This window comes from Mangrovicella endophytica (assembly GCF_002893625.1).
Taxonomy (GTDB): domain Bacteria; phylum Pseudomonadota; class Alphaproteobacteria; order Rhizobiales; family Rhizobiaceae; genus Mangrovicella; species Mangrovicella endophytica.
This window is the reverse complement of record NZ_PKMZ01000003.1, coordinates 341,774-365,141: the sequence shown is the minus strand read 5'-3', so window position 1 is coordinate 365,141 and position 23,368 is coordinate 341,774. Positions and strand designations below refer to the sequence as shown.

Annotated in this window: 24 protein-coding genes; 16 read left to right on the top strand and 8 right to left on the bottom strand. The window is 66.3% G+C overall.

Translation table 11 applies throughout. The features are described from left to right. Positions 1-49: 49 nt before the first annotated feature. From C0R46_RS10565 to sppA, 3 genes are all read right to left on the bottom strand, one after another. Positions 50-436, bottom strand: a complete 387-nt coding sequence (locus tag C0R46_RS10565; RefSeq protein ID WP_102959573.1) for a lipopolysaccharide assembly protein LapA domain-containing protein — start codon at positions 434-436, stop codon at positions 50-52. Between the two features lie 126 nt (positions 437-562). Continuing rightward, positions 563-847: an integration host factor subunit beta gene (locus C0R46_RS10560; protein WP_102959572.1), complete on the bottom strand. Its 285-nt coding sequence runs from the start codon at positions 845-847 to the stop codon at positions 563-565. Between the two features lie 149 nt (positions 848-996). Further along, a complete protein-coding gene (sppA, locus tag C0R46_RS10555) occupies positions 997-1,959 on the bottom strand; it encodes a signal peptide peptidase SppA (RefSeq protein ID WP_102959571.1) in 963 nt (320 codons plus the stop codon). Between the two features lie 282 nt (positions 1,960-2,241). Here sppA and lptC point away from each other — a divergent pair, with 282 nt between their 5' ends. The 6 genes from lptC (at position 2,242) to ptsN (ending at position 7,532) form a co-directional block, all read left to right on the top strand. Further along, the gene (lptC, locus tag C0R46_RS10550; RefSeq protein ID WP_245413545.1) at positions 2,242-2,955 is read left to right on the top strand and encodes an LPS export ABC transporter periplasmic protein LptC; all 714 of its coding nucleotides are present in this window, start codon (positions 2,242-2,244) and stop codon (positions 2,953-2,955) included. After that, the gene (locus C0R46_RS10545; protein WP_102959569.1) at positions 2,952-3,554 is read left to right on the top strand and encodes an LptA/OstA family protein; all 603 of its coding nucleotides are present in this window, start codon (positions 2,952-2,954) and stop codon (positions 3,552-3,554) included. The genes lptC and C0R46_RS10545 overlap by 4 nt, the downstream gene beginning before the upstream one ends. Before the next feature lie 110 nt (positions 3,555-3,664). Next, positions 3,665-4,414, top strand: coding sequence for an LPS export ABC transporter ATP-binding protein (gene lptB, locus C0R46_RS10540; RefSeq protein WP_245413544.1), 750 nt, complete (start codon positions 3,665-3,667; stop codon positions 4,412-4,414). A 216-nt stretch (positions 4,415-4,630) separates the two neighbouring features. Next, positions 4,631-6,109, top strand: coding sequence for an RNA polymerase factor sigma-54 (rpoN, locus tag C0R46_RS10535; protein WP_102959567.1), 1,479 nt, complete (start codon positions 4,631-4,633; stop codon positions 6,107-6,109). A gap of 268 nt (positions 6,110-6,377) precedes the next feature. Next, on the top strand, positions 6,378-6,950 hold the full coding sequence (gene hpf, locus C0R46_RS10530; protein ID WP_102959774.1) for a ribosome hibernation-promoting factor, HPF/YfiA family: 573 nt from the start codon (positions 6,378-6,380) through the stop codon (positions 6,948-6,950). A 120-nt stretch (positions 6,951-7,070) separates the two neighbouring features. Continuing rightward, entirely contained in the window at positions 7,071-7,532 is a 462-nt protein-coding gene (ptsN, locus tag C0R46_RS10525) for a PTS IIA-like nitrogen regulatory protein PtsN (protein ID WP_102959773.1), read from the top strand. Between the two features lie 56 nt (positions 7,533-7,588). Here the strand turns inward: ptsN and C0R46_RS10520 are convergent, their stop codons facing one another. The 5 genes from C0R46_RS10520 to C0R46_RS10500 all read right to left on the bottom strand — a co-directional run bounded on the left by C0R46_RS10520 (position 7,589) and on the right by C0R46_RS10500 (position 11,510). Continuing rightward, the gene (locus C0R46_RS10520; protein WP_102959566.1) at positions 7,589-7,837 is read right to left on the bottom strand and encodes a BQ00720 family protein; all 249 of its coding nucleotides are present in this window, start codon (positions 7,835-7,837) and stop codon (positions 7,589-7,591) included. A 37-nt stretch (positions 7,838-7,874) separates the two neighbouring features. Continuing rightward, positions 7,875-8,300: an Hsp20 family protein gene (locus tag C0R46_RS10515; RefSeq protein WP_102959565.1), complete on the bottom strand. Its 426-nt coding sequence runs from the start codon at positions 8,298-8,300 to the stop codon at positions 7,875-7,877. A gap of 199 nt (positions 8,301-8,499) precedes the next feature. Next, a complete protein-coding gene (gene msrB, locus C0R46_RS10510; RefSeq protein ID WP_102959772.1) occupies positions 8,500-9,000 on the bottom strand; it encodes a peptide-methionine (R)-S-oxide reductase MsrB in 501 nt (166 codons plus the stop codon). A 321-nt stretch (positions 9,001-9,321) separates the two neighbouring features. After that, positions 9,322-9,756, bottom strand: a complete 435-nt coding sequence (gene arfB, locus C0R46_RS10505) for an alternative ribosome rescue aminoacyl-tRNA hydrolase ArfB (protein ID WP_102959564.1) — start codon at positions 9,754-9,756, stop codon at positions 9,322-9,324. Positions 9,757-9,899: 143 nt separating this feature from the next. Then, positions 9,900-11,510, bottom strand: coding sequence for a phosphoenolpyruvate carboxykinase (locus tag C0R46_RS10500; RefSeq protein WP_102959563.1), 1,611 nt, complete (start codon positions 11,508-11,510; stop codon positions 9,900-9,902). Between the two features lie 323 nt (positions 11,511-11,833). Here C0R46_RS10500 and C0R46_RS10495 point away from each other — a divergent pair, with 323 nt between their 5' ends. From C0R46_RS10495 to C0R46_RS10450, 10 genes are all read left to right on the top strand, one after another. After that, on the top strand, positions 11,834-12,313 hold the full coding sequence (locus C0R46_RS10495; RefSeq protein WP_102959562.1) for a pyridoxamine 5'-phosphate oxidase family protein: 480 nt from the start codon (positions 11,834-11,836) through the stop codon (positions 12,311-12,313). A 269-nt stretch (positions 12,314-12,582) separates the two neighbouring features. Then, a complete protein-coding gene (locus C0R46_RS10490) occupies positions 12,583-13,293 on the top strand; it encodes a response regulator transcription factor (protein WP_102959561.1) in 711 nt (236 codons plus the stop codon). A gap of 140 nt (positions 13,294-13,433) precedes the next feature. Further along, entirely contained in the window at positions 13,434-15,179 is a 1,746-nt protein-coding gene (locus tag C0R46_RS10485; protein ID WP_245413543.1) for a stimulus-sensing domain-containing protein, read from the top strand. After that, positions 15,176-15,676, top strand: coding sequence for an HPr kinase/phosphorylase (locus C0R46_RS10480; protein ID WP_102959559.1), 501 nt, complete (start codon positions 15,176-15,178; stop codon positions 15,674-15,676). Before C0R46_RS10485 ends, C0R46_RS10480 begins: the two co-directional genes overlap by 4 nt. Positions 15,677-15,830: 154 nt before the next feature. Next, positions 15,831-16,232 (top strand): PTS sugar transporter subunit IIA, encoded by a 402-nt coding sequence (locus C0R46_RS10475; RefSeq protein ID WP_102959558.1) that lies wholly within the window; start codon positions 15,831-15,833, stop codon positions 16,230-16,232. 36 nt (positions 16,233-16,268) lie between these two features. Then, positions 16,269-16,556, top strand: a complete 288-nt coding sequence (locus C0R46_RS10470) for an HPr family phosphocarrier protein (RefSeq protein WP_198598293.1) — start codon at positions 16,269-16,271, stop codon at positions 16,554-16,556. A 154-nt stretch (positions 16,557-16,710) separates the two neighbouring features. After that, on the top strand, positions 16,711-18,111 hold the full coding sequence (ahcY, locus tag C0R46_RS10465; protein ID WP_102959556.1) for an adenosylhomocysteinase: 1,401 nt from the start codon (positions 16,711-16,713) through the stop codon (positions 18,109-18,111). A 392-nt stretch (positions 18,112-18,503) separates the two neighbouring features. Further along, on the top strand, positions 18,504-20,984 hold the full coding sequence (locus tag C0R46_RS10460) for a sensor histidine kinase (RefSeq protein ID WP_245413518.1): 2,481 nt from the start codon (positions 18,504-18,506) through the stop codon (positions 20,982-20,984). Further along, a complete protein-coding gene (gene tsaE, locus C0R46_RS10455; RefSeq protein WP_102959555.1) occupies positions 20,971-22,545 on the top strand; it encodes a tRNA (adenosine(37)-N6)-threonylcarbamoyltransferase complex ATPase subunit type 1 TsaE in 1,575 nt (524 codons plus the stop codon). Before C0R46_RS10460 ends, tsaE begins: the two co-directional genes overlap by 14 nt. Next, positions 22,542-23,291, top strand: coding sequence for a nucleotidyltransferase family protein (locus tag C0R46_RS10450; RefSeq protein ID WP_102959554.1), 750 nt, complete (start codon positions 22,542-22,544; stop codon positions 23,289-23,291). The genes tsaE and C0R46_RS10450 overlap by 4 nt, the downstream gene beginning before the upstream one ends. The last annotated feature ends 77 nt before the right edge of the window (positions 23,292-23,368 follow it).

The window sequence follows — 23,368 nt, the reverse complement described above, 5'->3', positions numbered from 1 at the left end:
ACCGGCCGCGGCCCTCCCTTGCGCGCCAATATCGGCCGCGGACTGATCCTCAGTGCGCCGACGTCAGAGCCGTCGACGGAGCAGGCAATGCCGTTGCCGCGGAGAGGGCCGCATGTTCGCGCTCCTCATGCATGCGGCGCAGCCGTTCGCGGCTTTCCTCCGCCTCGCGCTTCAGGCGCTCGACCTCGTATTTGCGCTGCCAGGACTTGCGGCGATAGTGCGACTGGGTCAGCCAGGTGCCGAGGCCGCCGAGGACGAGTCCGACGATGACGGCGCCCATCAAGAGGATGAACAGCGGCGCCGCGAAGGAGAATTGCGGCATCGTGCCGATCGGATCGAATGACACGCTCACCATCTCGCGGTTGGCGACGCAGAACACCACCATGATGATGGCGAGCGGCACCAGGATCACGAAGGTGATGAACTTGGAGATCATGCGCGGTCATCCTGCGGCAGCGATGCAGGGCACCCTTCGCCCCGCTCCGAGCCTCTACTATGGAGCCGCCGCGCCCGTCGTCAATTGTGCCGGATCACGGGATCGCGCCGGCGCCCTGGCAGACCGTCAGCCGTCGCTGTTCAACCGCTCGCGCAGTTCCTTGCCCGCCTTGAAGAAGGGCACCCACTTCTCATCCACATCGACGGCGTCGCCGGTGCGCGGGTTGCGGCCGGCGCGTGGCGGCCGGTTCTTGACGGAGAAGGCGCCAAAACCGCGCAGCTCGACCCGGTTGCCGTCGGATAACGCTTCGGTGATCTCGTCGAAGATCGCGTTGACGATCGTTTCCACGTCGCGCTGATAGAGATGCGGATTTCGGCTGGCGATTGCCTGCACGAGTTCTGATTTGATCAACGCGGGTGCTCCTTCGGCCGGACTGCGAGTTTAACGGCACCTATCGGCAGCGCCTGTCCCGCCCATGTGCCGGAACGCCTCGCCACTCCTTGCCTCATCGTAAGCTTGTCTAGCTTATTTCAGCGATTTCCGCAGCTTCGCCGCGATGCTTAATTGGCCGCAGGCTGCCAGAGAGAGACGAGACCGTCAAGGTTGCCCGCCTCTCTTCTCAGCGCGTCGGGCAAGGATTTCGCTTCCGGATCGAGGCCGAAAAGACCGAAAAGGGCTGCGCGGCTGCCGGCGAAGAGCGAGAATTCATCCTCGTCCTCGGGCTCACGATCGACGATCTCAAGACCCTTGGGCACGTTGCGGCTTCCCTCCAGCCAGGCCCGGACCTCGTCTTCGCCGCCGAGGCGGTCGACGAGCTTGTTCGCCAGTCCCTGCTCGCCGCTGAAGACCGAACCGTCGGCGAGGGTGCGGACCTCCTCCGGCTTCAGCGGCCGCCGCTCCGAGACGAGACGGACGAACCACTCGTAGGTGTTCATCACCACCCGTAAAACCATGGCCTTGGCCTCTTCCGGCGCCGGAGCGAAGGGCGAGGGCTCCGCCTTCAGCGGCGACGACTTGATGGACTTGACGTCGACGCCGACGGTGCCGAGCAGCTTGGAGGCATCGACATACTGGAAGATGACGCCGATGGAGCCGACGATCGACGTATGCTTGGCGACGATCTGGTCGGTGGCGACGGCGACGAGATAGGCGGCAGAGGCGGCGAGCGTCCCGACCTCCGCGGCGACCGGCTTGGCCGCAGCCAGCTTGCGCACCGCGTGGTACAGCGTCTCGCCGCCGACCGTCGTGCCGCCGGGCGAGTCGATCTTCAGGATGACGCCGCGCACCGCGGGATCCTCGCGCAGGTCGTCCAGAAGCTCGACCAACTTCTCGTCCTCGAGGATCATCCCCTCGATAGCCACACGGGCGATCTGGTCGGTCCCCAGGCGCCCGCCGCCGGCGCGAAACGGCATCAGCGCGGCGACCAAGGCAAGTGCGAGCGCCAGCACGGCCGCGATACGCCAGAAGCCAAGCTTGCGGCGTAGGCGGCGGCGGTCGATCATGTCTGCAGCCGTCGGGACCATGGCAGCGCCTCCAACGCGTCTATCGGATGGACGCTGCGATAGCGGCAGCCTGACGATGCGGCAAGACTTACGAAGAATTCACCAAAGCCGGCTATGCACCGGATTGACTGTAGGCTTGGGCGCGGACGCAAAATTCCCATATTGGCCGCACAGCTTGTGCGCCGCCGGTCGCGATGCGATCCTTGTGCGGCAAGGCAGGCATGCGGCATCACCACCGGGTGGGCCGGAGGAAGCTGCGGTTCGAACCGGATCGAAACACGAGATGGGCTCGCCTTGACGGATGTGACGCCGATACAGACGCATGCGGGCATCAGGACCGCGACCGCCGCCGACGCGCCTTTCGTCCATCAGCGGACGGCGCGGGAATTCGCGCGGGCACGCCGGCATTCGCGTTTCGTTTCCTTCCTGAAGATCGGCCTGCCGCTGGTCGCGGTGGCCATCGTCGCCGGAGGCATCGCCGTGACCTGGCTGGCTCGCAGCCTGCCCGAGAATGTGTCAGTCGCCTCGACCTTCGTCGAAAATGGCCGCATGGTCATGGAAGACCCCAACATGTCGGGCTACGACAAGCAGGGCCGCCCCTACTCCATGGTCGCACGCCGGGCCTTCCCGTCGCTCAACGGCGCCGGCGTCGTTGATCTGGAAGGGATCCGGGCCAATCTCACGGTGGCCGACGACACCACGGCTGATATCGAGGCGGCCAAGGGCACCTATGATCAGAAGGCCGAGACGCTGCGGCTGTTCGGTAACATCAGCGTCAAGACCTCCAGCGGCATGACGATGAAGCTCTCGGAGGCCGACATCGACATGAAGACCGGCACCATGACAGGCGTCGGTCCGGTCGCCATCGATACGCAGACGCAGACCATCCGCTCCGGCTCCATGCAGGTGGCCGACAGCGGCAAGACGATTTCCTTCGGCGACCGTGTCAAGATGACGCTGATGCCGAACGGCGCCGACACCGTGGCACAAACTCTTCCGAAGGCCGACGACCTATGACGCTTCAGCTCCGCCTCCGCACCTGCGGTCTCGCCATCCTCGCCGCCGGCACCCTCGCCGCTGCCGCGCCCGCCATGGCGCAGGGCTTCGGCAAGTCGTTCAGCGGCCTGCAGGTCTCCGGCGACCAGCCGATCTCGATCGAGTCGAACAAGCTCGACGTCGACGACAACAATGCGGTCGCGACCTTCCAGGGCAATGTCTCGGTGTCGCAGGGCCAGACGATGCTGAAGACCGGCAAGCTGCTCGTCTACTACGTCAAGACGGCACCCAAGGAGGGCGAGAAGCGCACCGCCAGCGCGATGCCGGGCGGCTCGGACCAGATCGAGCGCCTGGAGGCGAGCGACAAGGTCTACATCAAGTCGCAGGATCAGGTCGCGACCGCCGACAAGGCGAATTTCGACATGAAGACCCAGATCGTGGTGATGACCGGCGATGTCGTCCTGTCGCAGGGCAAGAACGTCGCCAGCGGCTGCAAGCTGACCATCCACATGGATACCGGTCTTGCCCAGCTCAACAGCGACTCCTGCGGCGGCGCCAGCCGCTCCAGCGGCCGCGTGAAGATGATGCTGACGCCGCAGGACCAGCCACAGACCAACTGACCCGTCTGCCGGCGCATTCAGACATCAGCGACAAGGAATCATGCATGGCCTTCACCGCCGCTCCGCTCCTGCGTGACGCCGAGACGGGCGCAACCGCGGCTCCGGCCGCGATGGGGCTCGACGCCAGCGCGGATGCGGCGGGCACGCTGATGGCGACCGGCCTCACCAAGACCTACCGCGGCCGTCGCGTCGTCGCCGATGTCGGCCTGTCGCTGCGCCGCGGCGAGGCCGTCGGCCTGCTGGGGCCGAACGGCGCCGGCAAGACCACCTGCTTCTACATGATCACCGGCCTCGTGCCGGTCGACAGCGGGCGGATCATGCTCGATGGGCACGACATCACCGGCGTGCCGATGTATCGCCGCGCCCGGCTCGGCATTGGCTATCTGCCGCAGGAGGCTTCGATCTTCCGTGGCCTGTCCGTGGAGGACAACATACGAGCCGTGCTCGAGGTGGTGGAGCCGAACCGGGGCGAGCGGGAGCGGCAGCTGACGGCGCTGCTCGAGGAGTTCCACATCGACCATCTGCGCAAGCAGCCGTCGACCTCCCTGTCCGGCGGCGAACGGCGGCGCTGCGAGATTGCCCGCGCGCTCGCCTCGCGGCCGACCTTCATGCTGCTCGACGAGCCCTTCGCCGGTGTCGACCCGATCGCTGTCGCCGACATCCAGGGCCTAGTGCGACATCTCACCAAGCGCGGCATCGGCGTCCTCATCACCGATCACAATGTCCGTGAAACGCTGGGGCTGATCGACCGCGCCTATATCATGCATGCGGGCGCCGTGCTGACGCATGGAACGCCGCAGGAGATCGTCGACAATGTCGACGTCCGGCGCTTCTATCTCGGGGACCAGTTCACCTTCTGAACCGTCATCCACCGGAACACACAGGCGCATTAGCGACGGCGGAGCCAAAGCTTGCGCGGCGATTGACAAGCAAGTTCCGGACCAGCTTTGATGAAGGCGGCTCCGACGGGTGTCTCCGGCGGGCCGCCAGGCTCTGCACCCTTGCGGATCGGAGCCTCAGCGGCCGCGGCGAGATCAGCCGGACCCCTATCGGTAACCGCGTCCGGGGGCGTCTTCATGCTGGCTGCCAAACTGCAGATGCGTCAGACGCAGTCGCTGGTGATGACACCGCAGCTGCTGCAGTCGATCCGCCTCCTGCAGTACAGCCAGGTCGAACTGCAGAGCTTCATCGACGCGGAGATCGAGCGCAATCCGCTGCTGGAGCGCCCCGAAGGACTGGGCGGCGACGGCGCAGCGCCGGCAGGGAACGGCTACGACGGTCCGGACAGCGTGCAGCCGGGCGAAGCGATCGAAGCGCCATCGAGCGATCTGCGGGCGGCGACCGGCGAGCGCGCACCGGAGCTGCCATCGGCCTCGCTCCGCGAGCGCCCACCACAGGGCCTGACGGTTCAGGGCGGTACGGCCGGCGACAACTTCATCGACGATCTTCGCGAGGGCAAGCCGTCGCTGGCGCTGCATGCGGCGCGCGAGATCGCCGACGCATTGCCTGATCCGGTGGAGCGGCGGCTTGCCGAAGCCCTCGCCGAGCATCTCGATGAGGCCGGCTATGTCCGGCTCGATCTGACTGAGACGGCGGCTGTTCTTGGTGTTCCGACGCCTCGTCTCGAAACGGTGCTCGCCAAGCTGCAGGCGGAAGCCGAGCCCGCCGGCCTGTTTGCCCGCGATCTTGCCGAGTGCCTCGCCATTCAGTTGCGCCGCCGCGGCCGCTTCGATCCGGTGATGGCGACCGTCCTCGCCAATCTCGATCTCCTCGCACGGCGGGATTTCGCCACGCTCCGCCGCCTCACCGGCGAGGACGAGGCCGGGCTCCTGGACATCCTGTCCGAGATCCGCCTTCTCGACCCGAAACCCGGCCATGCCTTCGAGGATGGGCCGGCCGAGATGGCGGCCCCGGACGTCATCGTTACGGAGGCGCCGGACGGCAGCTGGCAAGTCGAGCTCAATCCCGAGGCTTTGCCGCGGGTTCTCCTGTGCAACGACTATGTCGCCATGGTCGCGGCACAGCCGATGCCGGCCGAGGAGCGCAGCTATCTCGCCGAATGCCAGCAGTCGGCGGGCTGGCTGATGCGCTCGCTCGACCAGCGGGCCAAGACGATCCTGAAAGTCGCCTCCGAGATCGTCCGGCGGCAGGATGCCTTTCTGGCCAGCGGCATCGCCGGCCTGAAACCGCTGACCCTGATGACGATTGCCGACGCCATCGGCATGCACGAATCGACGATCAGCCGCGTCACGGCCAACAAGACCATCGCGACGCCGCGCGGCCTCTATGAGATGAAGTTCTTCTTCAGCGTCGCCATCGCGTCCACGGCCGGCGGCGATCCGCATTCCGCCGAGAGCGTGAAGCATCGCATCCGCGTCCTGATCGACACGGAAACGGTCGGAGCTGTCCTCTCCGACGACGACATCGCGGCCCGCCTGCGCCGTGAGGGGATCGATCTCGCCCGTCGTACGGTGGCGAAGTATCGCGAAGCCCTCGGCATCGCCTCCTCTATTCAGCGGCGCCGTGAGATGAACGCCCGACGCCTCGCCTCCTGATCCTGGACCGGCAAGAAACAGCCATTGGGCCTGCCGACGAACCGGATTAATCGCCGATGAGAGGGACCCAGGTCGGGTCCGTCGCGTTGACAGGTGGCATGTTCGTTTTTAGAAGGCGCCACCCGAAAGCGGCAGGATGCAGCTCAGCGACGAGGGGCATCACGGCGCGCCGGGCGGCGGAACGAACGGCTTTCCAAGGCAGGTCACGCCGACCTGTAGCCGCTTGCAGGCCGGGCACGGCGCGACGAAATCTCCGAAGGAGCTTCTGATGAATCTGCGTGTTTCCGGCAAGCATATGGATGTGGGCGACGCGTTCCGCTCGCGGATCGAGGACCGCGTGACCGAGTCGGTCGGGAAGTATTTCGACGGCAACTATTCCGGCACCGTCGTCGTGTCCCGCGAAGGCAACCGCTACTCGTCGGACTGCACGCTGCATCTCGACAGCGGCGTCATCTTCCAGGCTGCCGGCGAAGCGCATGATCCGGAACTCTCCTTTGCCGATGCCGCTGAGCGCATCGAGAAGCGCTTGCGGCGCTACAAGCGTCGCCTCAAGGACCATCACGCGGGCGCCAACAGCCAACGCGAAGTGGCCTACACGGTCATGGCCGCGATCCCGGACGAGGACGAGGACGTTCCCGAGAACTTCGCGCCCGCCATCATCGCGGAGACCTCGCTGCGGATCGGCACCATGACCGTCGCTGGCGCAGTGATGGAACTCGACCGGCGCGACAGCCCGGTGGTGGTGTTCCGCAACGCCGGCAGTGGCGAGGTGAACATCGTCTACCGCCGTCCCGACGGCAATTTTGGCTGGGTTGACCCCGCCACCTACAAAGGCGCCTGAACCACAGGTAGTATCGGGTTCTCCATCCCGTTATCCGGGCGGCTTTCCGTCGCCCGGGTAACGCAGCCAGGATGGCAGCCAAACGCGGCAATGGCGTTGGAAGGCGAAAGCAGCATGACGGTGGAGCTCGACGCACTGATCGGCGGGGATGCGATCATCCCCTCGCTGCGGGCCAATTCAAAGAAGCAGGTGCTACAGGAACTGTCCGAGGCAGCGGCGACTCTGACCGGGATCGGCGAGCGCCAGATCTTCGAGACGGTGGCGCAGCGCGAGCGCCTCGGGTCGACGGGCGTCGGCAACGGTATCGCCATTCCGCATGGCAAGCTCGCCGGGCTGGACCGGATGACCGGGGTTTTTGCCAAGCTGGCAAAGCCGGTTGACTTCGATGCGCTGGACGATCAGCCGGTCGATCTCGTCTTCCTGCTGCTCGCGCCGGAGGGCGCGGGCGCCGATCACCTGAAGGCGCTGTCGAAGGTGGCCCGCTTCCTGCGCAATGCCGACGTCGTGGCGAAGCTGCGCAGCTCCCACGACGTCGATACGATCCACGAGCTGATCCGCGCGGCGCCGCCGCACGCAGCCTGATCGTTCCAGGCAGGTCCGCCCCTTCAGGAGACGGACCGACACCTTACTATTGCGTCTTAGTGGATGCTTACCGTCAGAAGCTCGTTCTCCGACGCGCTGGCAAGAATGCTGCCGCGATCGTCTGAGACGGCCAATGGCGTTCCGTCGGCGCCGAACAGCGCCCACAGGTTCAGCCCCGGCTTGATCGACTGAGCCGACGGGAAGCGGGCGCGGATATCGTCCGACGACATGCGCCTGAGATAGGCCAGATGGCCTTCGCCGAGAGAAGCGAGGTCGCTGGTGCTGATGGGGGACTCGACACTCATTTTCCGTCTCCTTTGAGAGGCAAACGCGGATCACTCGTCAATCGACGACGGCGATCTCGATTTTTCGAACCACGCGTTCCGGTTCCGGCTTGGCGAGGTCAATGAACAGGAGGCCGTTCTTGAGCTGGGCTCCGTCGATCCGCATACCGTCGGCGAGGAGGAAGCACTTCTGGAACTGCCGGGCCGCGATGCCGCGATACAGGAACTCGCGCTCCGTATCGTCGCTCTGGCGGCCTCGGATGATCAGTTGGCTTTCCTCCGTCACAACCTCGAGGTCTTCCGGCCGGAAGCCGGCAACAGCGAGCGTGATACGGATCAGGTCCGGCCCCTGACCCGAGCGCCTGATGCGCTCGATGTTGTAGGGCGGATAACCGTCTCCCGCCTTGCCGATCCGCTCCAGCGTCTTTTCGACGCTGTCGAAGCCGAGAAGCAACGGACTGGAAAACGGAGTCATGCGGCTCATGTCGGGCAAGTCCTTGTAGCAAGCGACTTTTTCACGAAGATCCGGTTCGGCACCTTCGTCATCGTCCAGACCCCATATGGCGTCTGGCGGAAGCCGATTCAATGTGCCGTCGGACCCGCGTGGAGCATGGGAATACGGATCGTGATTCCCATGCTGTGCCGCAAAAGCTTACAAAGGATTTCCGAGGCGGCGCGGGCGGTCAGGCACCGTCCGCGCGGCGGAACACGAGGGCGACGCCGTTGATGCAGTGGCGCTTGCCGGTCGGCTCCGGACCGTCGTCGAAGACATGCCCCAGGTGGCCACCGCAGTCGGCGCAGTGCACCTCGGTCCGTGGATAGATCAGCTTGTAATCCGTGCGGCTGCCGACGGCTTCGCTGTTGACCGGCTGCCAGAAGCTCGGCCAGCCGGTGCCGGAATCGAACTTGGCGTCGGAGGAGTAGACGGCATTGTCGCAGCCGGCACAGTGATAGACGCCGGCCTTCTTGTTCGAATTCAGAGCGCTGGAGAACGGCCGCTCCGTCGCTTCCTGGCGTAGGACGGCGAACTGCTCGGCGTTCAGCTTGCGGCGCCACTCGTCCGGCGTCATCGAGATCGGATAATCGTCCTCGGCGCTGGCGGCGCGCCGCGGCCCGAAGAAGTTGGTGCCGACAGCTGCAGCCAGGAGAGCTGCTCCGGACATCAGGACGTTGCGACGCTGCATGACGATCTCCCTCATGACTTCACAGCTCGGGGTGGAATACTCCAGATAGTATGCAGCACATGCTGCCGCATCCTCGCCGGCCGCCGCCAGGCCCCTCTCGCTGGAATGTGATAGCAGATCCGGGCGGCGTTTCGGAGATACGGCGCCGGCGTCGCCGCGGATGCAGGGATCAAGCGAGATGTCCTGGGGCCGCAGCCGAACCGCATCTCTCCGGCCGGCCATCGCTCGCACCGGCACCGCGACCACCGGCAGCAAGCGATCACATCGAAGCGGCCCAGGCCGCCACGATATCGAGATCTCGCCCTCTCCGCCGAGCGCCGCTCAGTCGCCGATGCGCCCGCGCATCTTCTTGACGTCGGCACGGCCCTTCTTCTCTTTCAGCCGGCGCTCCACCGCGCCGCGGCTCGGGCGCGTCTTCTTGCGTGGGGGCGGCGGCGGGATCAGCGCTTCGCGGATCAGATCGACGAGGCGCTGGCGGGCATCCTCCCGGTTGCGCTCCTGCGTGCGATAGCGCGAGGCCTCGATGAGAATATCGCCGTCCTTGGTGGCGCGACTGCCGGCGAGGCGCAGCAGCCGCTCCTTGACCGGGTCCGTCAGCACGCTCGATGCAGCCGCCCGGAAGCGGAGTTGCACCGCCGTCGCGACCTTGTTGACGTTCTGGCCGCCCGGACCGCTGGCGCGGATGAAGTTCTCCTCCAGCTCCGTGTCGGGCACGCTGACGCGGCTGGTGACCAGGAGCGCGTCCCGTTCCGCCATCCGTCATTCCTCCCCCTCGCCCGCTCGCTGCTTGACATATCGTAGCATCAGCAGGCCCGCCAAAGGAAAAGGGCCCGCGCCGCGTGGCACAGGCCCTTCATCTTCGCTACCGGCATGACCCCGATGGGTCGCCTCGGCAGCTCCTATTCGGCGGCGATCGCGAAGGTCGGCAGGGCCGCGCGTACGTCCTCGTCGACATGGGCCTCGAACTTCTCGAAGTTGCGGCGGAACATGCCGACCAGCTTCTCGGCCTGCGCGTCATAGGCGGCCGGATCGGCCCAGGTGGAGCGCGGGTCGAGGATCGCGGCGTCAATGCCCTCGACCGCCACCGGCACCTCGAAGCCGAAATTGCGGTCGGTGCGGAACTCGGCGTCCTTCAGCGAACCATCGAGTGCGGCGGCGAGGAGCGCGCGCGTCACCTTGATCGGCATACGCCGGCCCGTGCCGTAGGCGCCGCCCGTCCAGCCGGTATTGACCAGCCAGCAGTCGACGCCGTGCGCGGCGATGAGATCCCGCAGGAGGTTGCCGTATTCGCTCGGATGGCGCGGCATGAATGGCGCTCCGAAGCAGGTCGAAAAGGTCGCCTCGGGCTCTGTGACGCCCTTTTCCGTCCCCGCCACCTTGGCGGTGTAGCCGGAGAGGAAGTGGTACATCGCCTCGGCCGGCGTCAGCCTGGCGATCGGCGGCAGCACGCCGAAAGCATCGGCTGTCAGCATGATGATGTTCTTGGGGTGGCCAGCACGGCCCGTCTTGCTGGCATTCGAGATAACGGTCAGCGGATAGGCGGCACGGGTGTTCTCGGTCAGCGAATCGTCGTCGAACAACGGCGCCTGGGAAGCGTCGAGCACGACGTTCTCGAGGACGGTGCCGAAATGCTGTGCCGCGGCGTAGATCTGCGGCTCGGCCTCGGCCGAGAGGCGGATCGTCTTGGCGTAGCAGCCGCCCTCGAAGTTGAAGATGCCGTCCGGGCCCCAGCCATGCTCGTCATCGCCGATCAGCAAGCGCGACGGCTCGGCCGAAAGCGTGGTCTTGCCCGTGCCGGACAGTCCGAAGAACACGGCGGAGTCGCCGCCCTCGCCGACATTGGCCGAACAGTGCATCGGCATGACGCCGCGGGCGGGCAGGATGTAGTTCAGCGCGGTGAAGACGGACTTCTTCATCTCGCCGCCATAGGAGGTGCCGCCGATCAGCACGATCCGGCGGGCCAGGTCGCAACCGATCACCGTCTCGGTACGGCAGCCGTGGCGCTCGGGATCGGCCTTGAAGGAGGCCAGATCGATGATCGTCATGTCCGGCTCGAAGCTTTCCAGCTCCTCGCGGCTCGGACGGATCAGCAGGTTGCGGATGAATAGGGCATGCCAGGCGAATTCCGTGACGACGCGCACGCGGATGGCATTGCCCGCGTCCGCCCCGCCGATGAGGTCCTGCACGAACAGGTCGCGGCCGACGGCGGCGTCCTGGATATCGGCATAGAGGCGCTCGAAATGCTCCGGCGACATCGGGCGGTTGTTGTCCCACCACACCACCGGATCGGTTTCGGCGTCGCGGACGACGAACTTGTCACGGGCCGAGCGGCCGGTGTGCTGGCCGGTCGTGACGGCGAGCGCCCCGGCAGCGGTCAGTCGGCCTTCGCCGCGCCGGATGGCGGTTTCCACGAGTTCGGCCTCGCCGAGGTTCCAGCGCAGCGATGACAGGTCCCGCAGGCCCGTCGTCTCGATGCCCCGGTTCGGATTCCTGATGCCGATCTCGTTCATCGATCCGCCTCCTCAGTGTCGTCAGGTATTACGTGGTGCAAGGTTGAGGTCACCAGATACTGCGAATGCCGCGCCGCAGCAAGTAGTGTTTAGAAAATTCTCTATATAGATCATGCATTTAATCGATTTGGAAAGATGATCTCACGATTCAATCGGTTCATTCTCGCAATCATGGCGCGTTGCTTTGTGACGATCCTGCGCCGGCCAGGAGGCGATACGTCAGCTCTGGCATCTCGTCCGGCGGGCACTTTTCGGCCGCTGCTGCATTTCGCCTTTCATACGGCGATCCGAACGCCACGACATCGATGCGAAAGGACAGGTTCATGGCAGACAGCGCGACGGAAACATTCTGGACGATGGTGAAGGACTTCGAGACCTGCATGGTCGTAACCCGCGACGGCGGCAAGCTGCGCGCGCGGCCGATGGCACCCCGGGTGCTCGATGATCGCAGCGAGCTCCTGTTCCTGACCGAGCGCTCGTCCCACAAGGTCGACGAGATCGAAAGCGATCCGCAGGTCGCCTGCACCTTCTCCAAGCATGGAGAATATGTCTCGGTTTCCGGCCGGGCCCGCATCTCGTCCGACCGCCAGCTCGTGTCGCGGATCTGGGACAGCGAGGCCGAGGCTTGGCTGCCGGAAGGCAAGGACGATCCGAACGTCGTGGTGCTGGTGGTCGATCCCGATCAGGCGGAGATCTGGGACGTCACCACGAACAAGGTGAAGCAGGCTTGGGAATTCGCCAAAGCCTATGTCGGCGACAAGGACCGCCCGGACTCAACCGAGCACAAGAAGGTCAGCCTCTAGCCCCGTTCTGCGGCCGCGCGAGCCGCCGTTCCTCCATCAATCTTGACCTCTGACGCCTCCGTGGACCCGCCGCGGGGGCGTCGAGGCTTTTCCTTTGCCAGTTTTGCCACATTTAACGCAGAGTGATGCCAGCGGGTCCGTCGAGTCGATCGCGGAAGGGGCCCTTACAGCATGCATGCGATCCGCCGAACCAGGTTCGGGTGCTGCCGCCCTTGGCCGGTGCACGACCGCGGAGCACGGCGTGATCGTGGAACACTGGAGACGACTTCATGCCCACCATTGCTCTCGTCGACGACGACAGGAACATCCTGACGTCGGTGTCGATCGCGCTTGAGAACGAGGGCTACCGGGTCGAGACCTATACGGACGGCGCCTCGGCGCTGGAGGGCCTGTCGGCCCGGCCACCGCATCTCGCCATCTTCGATATCAAGATGCCCCGTATGGACGGCATGGAGCTGTTGCGCCGGCTCCGCCAGAAATCCGATCTGCCGGTGATCTTCCTGACCTCCAAGGACGAGGAGATCGACGAGCTGTTCGGCCTCAAGATGGGCGCCGATGACTATATCCGGAAGCCGTTCTCCCAACGACTTCTGGTCGAGCGGGTGCGTGCGATCCTGCGGCGCGGCGCGGCGCGCGAGGCCGGCGTCACCGGCAAGCCGGGCGCGCCGATGCCGGAGACGTCGCTGGAGCGCGGCCAGCTGGTGATGGACCAGGAGCGCCACACCTGCACCTGGAAGGGCCAGCCGGTCACCCTCACCGTCACGGAGTTCCTGATCCTGCATGCGCTGGCGCAGCGGCCGGGCGTGGTGAAGAGCCGCGACGCGCTGATGGACGCGGCCTATGACGAGCAGGTCTATGTCGACGACCGCACGATCGACAGCCACATCAAGCGGCTGCGCAAGAAGTTCAAGGCGATCGACGACGACTTCGACATGATCGAGACGCTGTATGGCGTCGGCTACCGCTTCCGCGAGATGTGAGCCGGACGGTCGCGATGACGTGCACCCCGGTCCGACACGATCCCCGCGGTCAGCACCAAGGCTGAACCATGGTGGCCCAGACGGACAGCGAGGCAGAGACCGGGCGGCGGCCCGCCCGCCCGCGCAGACGCGACCTGTTGATGCGAGGGCGGCTGCGCCGCTTGCCGCTGATCCGCCGCCTGCTGATCCGTGGCCGCTGGCTGCTCGGCCATTCGATCTTCTCGTCGCTGACGCGGCGCATCGTCTTCCTCAACCTGGTCGCGCTGATCGTCCAGGTCTCCGGCATCCTTTATCTCAACCAGTTCCGCGCCGGGCTGATCGACGCCCGCGTCGAAAGCCTGCTGACGCAGGGCGAGATCATCGCGAGTGCCATCGCCTCCTCGGCGACGGTCGAGACCAACTCCATCACGCTCGATCCGGAGAAGCTCCTGGAGCTGCAGGCGGGCGACACGCTGCAGCCGGACGCCGAGGCCTCTGACAGCCTCGACTTCCCGATCAATCCGGAGCGCGTCGCCCCGCTGCTGCGCCGGCTGATCTCGCCGACCCGGACCCGAGCGCGCCTCTACGACCGTGACGCCAACCTGATCCTCGATTCCCGGCATCTTTATTCGCGCGGGCAGATCCTGCGCTACGACCTGCCGCCGATCGCCGAGGACGAGGAGCCGGCGATCCTGGACAGCGTCGGCAACTGGTTCCGCCACCTGTTCCAGAGGAGCGACCTGCCGCTTTACAAGGAAACGCCCGGCGGCTCCGGCACCACTTATCCGGAAGTGATGAACGCCCTCACCGGGGGCCCGGCGACGGTGGTGCGGGTGACGGAAAAAGGCGAGTTGATCGTCTCCGTCGCCGTGCCGATCCAGCGCTTCCGCGCCGTGCTCGGCGTCCTCCTCCTGTCGACTCAAGGGGGCGATATCGACAAGATCGTGCAGGCCGAGCGCATGGCGATCATGCGCGTCTTTGCGGTCGCCTCGCTCGTCACCATCGTCCTGTCGATCCTCCTTGCCTCCACCATTGCCACACCGCTCCGCCGCCTCTCGGCCGCAGCGATCCGCGTGCGGCGGGGCGTCAAGGAGCGCGAGGAGATCCCCGACTTCGGCGACCGCGCGGACGAGGTCGGCAATCTCGGCACGGCGCTGAAGGACATGACGAACGCGCTTTATGCCCGCATGGACGCGATCGAGAGCTTTGCCGCCGACGTCAGCCACGAATTGAAGAACCCGCTGACCTCGCTGCGAAGCGCCGTCGAGACGCTGCCGCTGGCGCGCAGCGAGACCTCCAAGGCCCGGCTCCTGGAGATCATCGAGCATGACGTGCGCCGCCTCGACCGGCTGATCACCGATATTGCCGACGCCTCGCGCCTCGACGCCGAACTGGCGCGGGAGGTGGCACAGACCGTCGAGCTATCCGGCCTCCTCGGCTCGGTTGTGGACGCGGCGCGTAGCCACACCAAGGCGGGGCGCGACACCGCCGTCCTCCTTACCGTCGCGCCGCCCGGACCGAACCAGAAGGGTTATCCGGTCTCCGGCCACGACCTGCGGCTCAGCCAGGTCTTCACCAACCTCATCGACAATGCGCGCTCCTTCGTGCCGGAGACGGGCGGACGCATCACCGTGTCGCTGCGCCGCCGCAATCAGCGGGCGATCATCACCGTCGAGGACAACGGGCCGGGCATCCAGGCGGAGAAGATCGAGCGCATCTTCGAGCGCTTCTATACGGATCGACCGGGTGCCGAAGCCTTCGGCCAGAACTCCGGCCTCGGCCTGTCGATCAGCCGGCAGATCGTCGAGGCCCATGGCGGCACGCTCGACGCCGAGAACATTCTCGACCCGAAGGCGCCGAACGGCATCGCCGGTGCGCGCTTCACCGTCACGCTGCCGCTCGGATGACGCCGAACAGCGTCAATCTCCACGCCAGCGCCATCGCCATTGCCGGACTCGGCATCCTCATCCGCGGCGCCGCGCGTGCCGGGAAGTCGGCGCTGACCCTTTCCGCGCTGCGGCGGGCGGAGGCTGCCGGCTTGCACGCCGGGCTTGTGGCGGACGACCGGGTCATCGCAGCGCTTGACGATGGCGCAGTCCGGCTTTCGGCACCGCCGAGCATCGCCGGGCTGATCGAGATCTCCGGCGCCGGGATCTGGCGCGAGCCGGCCACGATCGAGACGGCGGAACTCCGCCTGATCGTCGATCTCTCGCCACCGGACGCTGTCGAGCGGCTGCCCGAGAAGTCCTCAGAAACACTCCTGGGCGTGTCCATCCGACGCATCGCACTACCCCAACGCGAAGCTGCGTTCGGGGCCGACGTGCTGGTGAGCCTGTGCCGCAACGGTCGCCAGCAACTTGATCGAGGTTGGTCCGAGGGGGCTTGCGCAATGCAGCAAGAATGACAAGATTGAGGGGCGGTCAACGTCAGGTCCGGCAACCTGAGGCCGCCATGCTCCGGCGCGTGTAGCAGCGCCAACCTTCGATGCTTCGTCCGCAAAGGACGTCCGATGGCGCAGGGGCGGGAGACCAGAAGGCGTCGCCAGGAACATTGAACGCATGATCGGACTGGTGCTCGTCACCCATGGGCAGCTCGCAACCGAATTTCGCCACGCCGTCGAGCACGTGGTCGGTCCCCAAAGTGCTTTCGAGACGATCTCCATCGGCCCCGAGGACGACGTGGAGCGGCGGCGCGCCGACATCGTCGAAGCCGTGGCGCGCGCCGAGCAGGGTGATGGCGTCATCATCCTCACCGACATGTTCGGCGGCACGCCGTCCAACCTCGCCATCTCTGTAATGGACGGAAGCCGCGTCGACGTCCTGGCCGGTGTCAACCTTCCCATGCTGATCAAACTGGCTAAGATCCGCGCCGACCTGCCGATCGCGGAGGCGCTGGTCATCGCGCAGGAAGCGGGACGCAAATACATCGCTGTCGCCAGCCGTATTCTCGCCGGGAAATAACGCTCGATTGTCAGGGCAATGGAACGACGGGGAACGATGCCTTCCGACATGCCGATGCTGCGGCGCAGCCTGACGATCGTCAACAAGAAGGGCCTGCACGCCCGCGCTTCCGCCAAGTTCGTCCAGGTGGCGGAACGGTTCGATGCCGAACTGACGATCACCCGTGACGGCGTCACCGTCGGTGGCCAGTCCATCATGGGCCTTATGATGCTGGCTGCGAGCCAGGGCACTGACATCGAGATCGTCGCCACCGGCCGAGAGGCCGAGGCCGCGCTCGGTGCCATCACAGCGCTGATCGCCGACCGCTTCGGCGAGGAGTGCTGAGGTAGCAGCAGCCCTCATCGCTGGCGTCAGGCTCCTCATATAAAGAGATGTTTATATCCGCTTGTGTCGGCCGCGGCGACCTGTTAGAGGTCTGTCCCATACCGACAGGCTCGGCATTTCCCTTTTCATCCCGCACATCATGGACGGATCAGCAATGGCCGCATCTCAGGATCATGTCGTCAAGGATCTCGGTCTCGCCGACTGGGGCCGCAAGGAAATCGTCATCGCCGAGACGGAGATGCCCGGCCTGATGGCCTGCCGCGAGGAGTTCGGCGCCGAGCAGCCGCTGAAGGGCGCCCGCATCACCGGCTCCCTCCACATGACCATCCAGACGGCGGTGCTGATCGAGACGCTGCAGGCGCTCGGCGCCGAGGTGCGCTGGGCCTCCTGCAACATCTTCTCCACGCAGGATCACGCGGCTGCCGCGATCGCGGCGACCGGCACGCCGGTCTTCGCCATCAAGGGCGAGAGCCTGGAGGACTACTGGACCTATACGGACCGCATCTTCCAGTGGCCGGACGGGCAGCCGTCCAACATGATCCTGGACGATGGCGGCGACGCCACGATGTACATCCTGCTCGGTGCGCGCGCCGAGGCCGGCGAGGACGTCCTGTCCAACCCGGGCAGCGAGGAGGAGGAGATCCTCTTCGCCCAGATCAAGACGCGCATGGCGCTGACCCCCGGCTTCTTTGCCAAGCAGCGCGACGCCATCAAGGGCGTCACCGAGGAGACGACGACCGGCGTCAACCGTCTCTACCAGCTGCAGAAGAAGGGCCTGCTGCCCTTCCCCGCGATCAACGTCAATGACAGCGTCACCAAGTCGAAGTTCGACAACAAGTACGGCTGCAAGGAGTCGCTGGTCGACGGCATCCGCCGCGGCACCGACGTGATGATGGCCGGCAAGGTCGCGGTCGTCTGCGGCTATGGCGACGTCGGCAAGGGTTCGGCGGCGTCGCTCGCCGGCGCCGGCGCCCGCGTGAAGGTCACCGAGGTCGACCCGATCTGCGCGCTGCAGGCGGCGATGGACGGCTATGAGGTCGTCACGCTCGAGGACGCGGCTCCGACGGCCGACATCGTCATCACCACGACGGGCAACAAGGACGTCGTCACCCTCGACCACATGCGCCTGCTCAAGGACATGTGCATCGTCGGCAATATCGGCCATTTCGACAACGAGATTCAGGTGGCGTCGCTGCGCAACCTGAAGTGGACGAACGTCAAGCCGCAGGTCGATCTCGTCGAGTTCGCCGACGGCAAGCGCATTCTGCTCCTCTCCGAGGGCCGGCTTTTGAACCTCGGCAACGCCACCGGCCATCCGAGCTTCGTGATGTCGGCCTCCTTCACCAACCAGACGCTGGCGCAGATCGAGCTCTTCACCAAGAGCGAGAAGTACCAGAACGAGGTCTATGTGCTGCCCAAGCACCTCGACGAGAAGGTGGCCCGCCTGCATCTCGGCAAGCTCGGCGCGAAGCTGACCGAACTGTCGGACGAACAGGCTGCCTATATCGGCGTCACGCCGCAGGGTCCCTACAAGGCCGAGCACTACCGCTACTGACGGGCGTCGCGGCAAGCGGCGGCATTCGAGCCGCGCTATCGTCCGGCGCGGGCCATTCAGGCTCCTTTTGATGATTGGGAAAGCCGCGGATTGCAGATCCGCGGCTTTCTTTTTGTCATGGCGTGGCCGATCGGCGCTTTTCGCTGATTCCCCCAGGGACTAGATTGGCCGAATCATGGCGGCGACGGGGATGCGGCCATGATTGTGTATTGCGTCCACACTTTGCTGCGGCGGCAATTACGGGGGCAAGAATGGACTGGATGAGCGGAGTCGGGCGCCGCGGCGGCGACCGGCCGCGGCCGGATTCCGGCTGCAGAAGCAGCAGAAAGCTGCGATCGAACGTCGTTCCGCGTTGGCGTGCGGCCCGGCTGTCCATCTGTTTCGCGCCGGCCGTGCTGGCCGCACTGCCCTCCTCCCCGGCCTCGGCGCAGGCGATGCCCGATGCCATGGGCGTCAGCGTCACGCCGGTGGAGACGCTGTTTCTCGCTCTCATCGCCCTCTCCATCGGGACGGCGATGCTCACGGCCTTCTGGCTCATCCGCCAGCGCGCCGCGATCGTCCAGGAGAACGAGGCACTACGCAGCGAGCTCTCCGAAAGCCGCAGCGAAGTCGAGCTGCGTGCCTCGCTGCTCGCGGGCGACGATCAGCGGCTGCTGCTTTATCGCGGCGGCCGCGAGCCCGAGGTGATCGGCAGCCTGCCGGGTGCGTCCGGCGCGCCGGTGGAGCCGCGGCGCTTTCTCGCCTTCTCGGAGTGGCTGGAGCCGGCGGCCGCGCTGCGCCTTCAGGGCGCCATCGAGCGCCTGACGGCAAGCGGCGAACACTTCCGCATCGAACTCGACCTGCCGAAGGGGCGCTTGCTGGAAGCCTGCGGCTCGACGGTCGGCGCGGCGGCGCTGGTCCGCTTCACCACTATGGCCGGCATGCGGGAGGCCTTCACCGACCTTCGCTTCGAGCATGATCGGGCGATCGCCACCATCGAGACGATGCAGGCGCTGTTCGACGCCGCGCCGATGCCGCTCTGGCTGCGCGATGCCGACGGGCAGCTCCTTTGGGTCAACCAGGCCTATGCCGCTGCCGTCGACAAGCGATCGGTGGCGGATGTGCTGTCGCAGCAGACCGAGTTCTTCAATGGCGCCGATCGCGAGCTGATCGCCGCACGCGTCAAGGCGAGCGGCCGCTTCGACGACAGGCTCTCCACCGTCGTTGCCGCCGACCGGCGCAATTTTGGGGTCATCGAGACGGCCGGGCCGATCGGCTCGGCGGGCCTCGCGACGGACGTGTCCGAAGCGGAAACGGTGCGCATGGAGCTGCGCCAGACGATTGCCAGTCATGCTGAGACGCTGGACCAGCTCACCACAGCGGTCGCGCGCTTCGACGAGCGCACCCACCTCATCTACCACAATGCCGCGTTCCAGAAGCTGTTCGACCTATCGGCAGCCTATCTCGACACGGCGCCCGACCAGATGTCGATGCTGGACCTTCTGCGCTCGCGCGGGACGCTACCGGAAGACCGGCCGCTGCGCGAGCTGAAGAACGAGATCCTGGCCGCCTATCGCTCGACCGAGCCGACCGATACGGTCTGGCACCTGGCAGACCGGCGGACCTTGCGCGTCTTCGCCAGCCCGCAGCCGCAGGGCGGGGCCACCTGGGTGTTCGAGGACCTGACCGAGAAGCTGGAGCTCGAAAGCCGGCTGCGCTCGCTGGTGCGCCTGCAGGGCGAGACGCTGGACTATCTGAAGGAAGCGGTCGCGGTGTTCGGCCCGGATGGCCGGCTGCGCCTGTCCAACCCCGCCTTCGGCGAAATGTGGGGCCTGACCACCGACTTTCTTGCCGCCAAGCCGCGCATGCCGGCGATCGGCCAGACGACGACGGTCGCGTTTCGACCGGCGTCGGCGGGCGCTGCTCCGGCCGTGGACTGGTCGCACTTCACCCACGCCATCACCGCCTTCGACGAGGGCCCGCGCGACACCGAGGCGGGCGAAGTCGAACTCGCCGACGGCCGCATTCTCGCCTATGGCATCGTCCCGCTGCCGGGCGGCCAGACCATGCTGACCTTCAGCGACATCTCCGATGCGCGCGAGGCCGAGCGCATGCTGCGCGAGCGCAACGAGGCGCTGGAGCAGGCCAACAGCATCAAGACCGATTTCGTCCAGCACGTGAACTACGAGCTGCGCTCACCGCTTACCAACATCATCGGCTTCTCCGCGCTGCTGCGCTCGCATGAGACAGGACCGCTGAACGAGCGGCAGAGCGAGTATCTCGACTATATCTCGACCTCGACCTCGGCGCTGCTGACCATCGTCAACGACATTCTGGATCTCGCCACCATCGATGCGGGAATCATGGAGCTGGAGCTGAGCGACGTCGACATCGCGGGAACCGCCCAGCACGCCGCTGAGGCGATCCGCGACCGCCTGCGCGAGAACGACATCGCCATTGCCATCGACGTCGCGGCGGCCGGGCCGAGCTTCAGGGCGGACGCCCACCGCGTCACCCAGATCCTCTTCAACCTCCTGTCCAATGCGGCGAACTTCGCCCCGTCCGGCTCGACCGTCGAGCTGACGGCGCGGCGCGACGCCGAAGCTGTGTCCTTCGCCGTCACCGACCATGGTCCCGGCATTGCGCCGGATCAGGTGGCGCGCATCTTCGAGCGCTTCGAATCCGATCCGGTCGGCGGCCGCCAGTCCGGCGCCGGGCTCGGCCTGTCGATCGTCAAAAGCTTTGTCGAACTGCATGGCGGCACCGTTGCGGTGCAGTCCGGCCCCGAAACTGGCACGACGGTGATCTGCCGCTTCCCGCTGCAGCCGGATGCGCCCGGTGGCGGCGAGACGAGCGCCACCGACAAGGACCGCTACGACAATGCCGCCGAGTGATCCCGCCATCTCCGCCGATATCGACACACGTAGCGCGCCGCAGATTCGCCTGACGCTTCGCGATGAAGCCGCGACGCTGCGGTTGGGTGAGGATCTCGCCTTCGCGCTGAAGCCGGGCATGCTCGTCGCGCTCTCCGGCGATCTCGGCGCCGGCAAGTCAACCCTGGCGCGCGCGCTGATCCGCACGCTCGCTGGCGATCCGGCACTGGAGGTGCCCTCGCCCACCTACACGCTGGTGCAGCCCTACGAGACGCGCCTGCCGGTTACCCATGCCGACCTCTACCGCATCGGAGCGCCCGACGAGATCGACGAACTCGGCCTCGACGAGGCGCTGGAGGCCGGCGTCGTCCTGGCAGAATGGCCGGAGCGCGCGCCGGATCTCCTGACGCGTGCGGACCTGTCGATCCGTCTCGAGCCGCAGGCCGCCGGCGGGCGTATCGCCGTCTTCGGCGGCAGCGAGGCGGCGGTCGTCGCCGTCAACCGGACGCTGGCGATCCGCGATTTCCTGGCGGCCGCCCGACGCGGCCACGGCACGCGCCGTGCCTTCACGGGCGACGCCTCGTCGCGCCGCTATGAGACGGTGACGACGGGCACCGAGACGGTTGTCCTCATGGACTCCCCGCGCCGGCCGGACGGGCCACCGATCCGGGACGGCCTGCCCTACAGCCGCATCGCCCATCTCGCCGAGGACGTGGTGCCGTTCGTCGCCATTGCGTCGGCACTGACGGAGCAAGGCTTTGCGGCGCCCGAGGTCCTTTCCGCCGACCTCGACGCCGGCCTCCTGCTGATCGAGCATCTCGGCGGCGAAACCTTGCTCGACGCCGAGGGACGGCCGGTGCCGGACCGCTACGAGGCGGCGGCGCTCTGCCTCGCCGCTTTCAACCAGGTGGCCTGGCCGCATACCATTCCGGTTGCACCGGACGTCACCTACGAGGTCCCCGCCTATGACAGGCGCGCGCTCCACATCGAGACGGAGCTCCTGACCGACTGGTACGTGCCACGGATGCGCGGCGCGCCGCTCTCCGACGATGATCGCGCCCGCTACCACGGCGTCTGGAACCGGCTATTCGACCAGCTGGATGCGGCCGAGACGAGCATCGTCCTGCGCGACTTTCACTCGCCCAACGTCATTTGGCGGGACGAGGCGGAGGGGCACCGGCGGATCGGCATCATCGACTTCCAGGACGCGCTGATCGGTCCGTCCGCCTATGACCTGGCATCGCTGGCGCAGGATGCCCGCGTCGACGTCTCGGCTGAGCTGGAGGCACGGCTCGTTTCCGCCTATCTGGCGGCGCGGCGAAAGGCTTCGCCAGACTTTGATGAGACCGGATTCCGGCGCGCCTATGCGATCATGGCGGCGCAGCGCAACTCCAAGATTCTCGGCATCTTCGTCCGTCTTCTCGAGCGCGACGGCAAACCGCAATACCTGCGTCACATTCCGAGGATCAAAGGCTATCTGAAGCGTACGCTGACCCATCCAGACCTCGGGGAGCTGGCCGCGCTCTACGATCAATTCGGCGTCTTTGACGAGGACGCCGCCTCGTTGGAAGTCCAGCCATGACAGAGAACCGCAGCGGCGCGCCGCGCCCGACCACAGCGATGGTGCTCGCCGCAGGCCTCGGAAAGCGCATGCGCCCGATCACCTCGACCATTCCGAAGCCGCTGGTGGAAATTCGCGGCAAGGCGCTGATCGACTATGGGATCGAGGCGCTGGCGCGCAACGGCGTGACGCGTGTCGTCGTCAACGTCCACTACCTTGCCGACCTGCTGCAGGCGCATCTGCGCCGTATCAAGGGTGTCGAGATCGTCATTTCGGACGAGCGCGAGGCGCTGCTGGAATCGGGCGGCGGCATCGTCAAGGCGCTGCCCCAGCTGGGCTCCGAGCCCTTCTTCGTCATCAATGCCGACACCTTCTGGATCGATGGCTACCGCGACAATCTCGATCTCCTCGCCGAGCTTTGGGACCCGGCGCGTATGGATGTGTGTCTGCTGATCGCCGACATGGCGCAGGCGACCGGCTATGACGGCAACGGCGACTTCGTGATGGATCCGGAGGGGCGGCTGCGGCGGGTCGCCGAGCGCGACATGTCGCCCTTCATCTATGCCGGAGCCGCCATCATCAAGCCGGAGGTCTTTGCCGGCATGGTTGCCGAGAAGTTCTCGCTGAACCGCATCTTCGATCAAGCCATCGAGGCCGACCGGCTCTTCGGCGTCAGGCTCGACGGGCTGTGGCTGACCGTCGGCACGCCGCAGTCGATCCCGGCTGCCGAGGCCGCTTTCGTCGCGAGCGCCGCCAGCGCGGCCTGAGCCGCCCTTGGTGCCGCGTTAGGGGTTTGGAGAAGGCTGACCTTGCACAGCCCGACCCTCTCGCATGCGCTGCGGGG

Excerpts from the sequence above, each read along its gene's own strand:
- C0R46_RS10470 (WP_198598293.1), top strand. The coding sequence starts at position 16,269 with ATGCCTTCCGACATGCCGATGCTGCGGCGCAGCCTGACGATCGTCAAC.
- arfB (WP_102959564.1), bottom strand. The coding sequence starts at position 9,756 with ATGGCGGAACGGGACGCGCTCCTGGTCACCAGCCGCGTCAGCGTGCCC.
- C0R46_RS10475 (WP_102959558.1), top strand. The coding sequence starts at position 15,831 with ATGATCGGACTGGTGCTCGTCACCCATGGGCAGCTCGCAACCGAATTT.
- msrB (WP_102959772.1), bottom strand. The coding sequence starts at position 9,000 with ATGCAGCGTCGCAACGTCCTGATGTCCGGAGCAGCTCTCCTGGCTGCA.
- C0R46_RS10515 (WP_102959565.1), bottom strand. The coding sequence starts at position 8,300 with ATGAGCCGCATGACTCCGTTTTCCAGTCCGTTGCTTCTCGGCTTCGAC.
- C0R46_RS10480 (WP_102959559.1), top strand. The coding sequence starts at position 15,176 with ATGACGCCGAACAGCGTCAATCTCCACGCCAGCGCCATCGCCATTGCC.
- C0R46_RS10500 (WP_102959563.1), bottom strand. The coding sequence starts at position 11,510 with ATGAACGAGATCGGCATCAGGAATCCGAACCGGGGCATCGAGACGACG.
- C0R46_RS10490 (WP_102959561.1), top strand. The coding sequence starts at position 12,583 with ATGCCCACCATTGCTCTCGTCGACGACGACAGGAACATCCTGACGTCG.
- C0R46_RS10495 (WP_102959562.1), top strand. The coding sequence starts at position 11,834 with ATGGCAGACAGCGCGACGGAAACATTCTGGACGATGGTGAAGGACTTC.
- rpoN (WP_102959567.1), top strand. The coding sequence starts at position 4,631 with ATGCTGGCTGCCAAACTGCAGATGCGTCAGACGCAGTCGCTGGTGATG.
- lptB (WP_245413544.1), top strand. The coding sequence starts at position 3,665 with ATGGGGCTCGACGCCAGCGCGGATGCGGCGGGCACGCTGATGGCGACC.
- C0R46_RS10565 (WP_102959573.1), bottom strand. The coding sequence starts at position 436 with ATGATCTCCAAGTTCATCACCTTCGTGATCCTGGTGCCGCTCGCCATC.
- C0R46_RS10520 (WP_102959566.1), bottom strand. The coding sequence starts at position 7,837 with ATGAGTGTCGAGTCCCCCATCAGCACCAGCGACCTCGCTTCTCTCGGC.
- hpf (WP_102959774.1), top strand. The coding sequence starts at position 6,378 with ATGAATCTGCGTGTTTCCGGCAAGCATATGGATGTGGGCGACGCGTTC.
- C0R46_RS10485 (WP_245413543.1), top strand. The coding sequence starts at position 13,434 with ATGCGAGGGCGGCTGCGCCGCTTGCCGCTGATCCGCCGCCTGCTGATC.
- sppA (WP_102959571.1), bottom strand. The coding sequence starts at position 1,959 with ATGGTCCCGACGGCTGCAGACATGATCGACCGCCGCCGCCTACGCCGC.
- ahcY (WP_102959556.1), top strand. The coding sequence starts at position 16,711 with ATGGCCGCATCTCAGGATCATGTCGTCAAGGATCTCGGTCTCGCCGAC.
- C0R46_RS10545 (WP_102959569.1), top strand. The coding sequence starts at position 2,952 with ATGACGCTTCAGCTCCGCCTCCGCACCTGCGGTCTCGCCATCCTCGCC.
- tsaE (WP_102959555.1), top strand. The coding sequence starts at position 20,971 with ATGCCGCCGAGTGATCCCGCCATCTCCGCCGATATCGACACACGTAGC.
- C0R46_RS10450 (WP_102959554.1), top strand. The coding sequence starts at position 22,542 with ATGACAGAGAACCGCAGCGGCGCGCCGCGCCCGACCACAGCGATGGTG.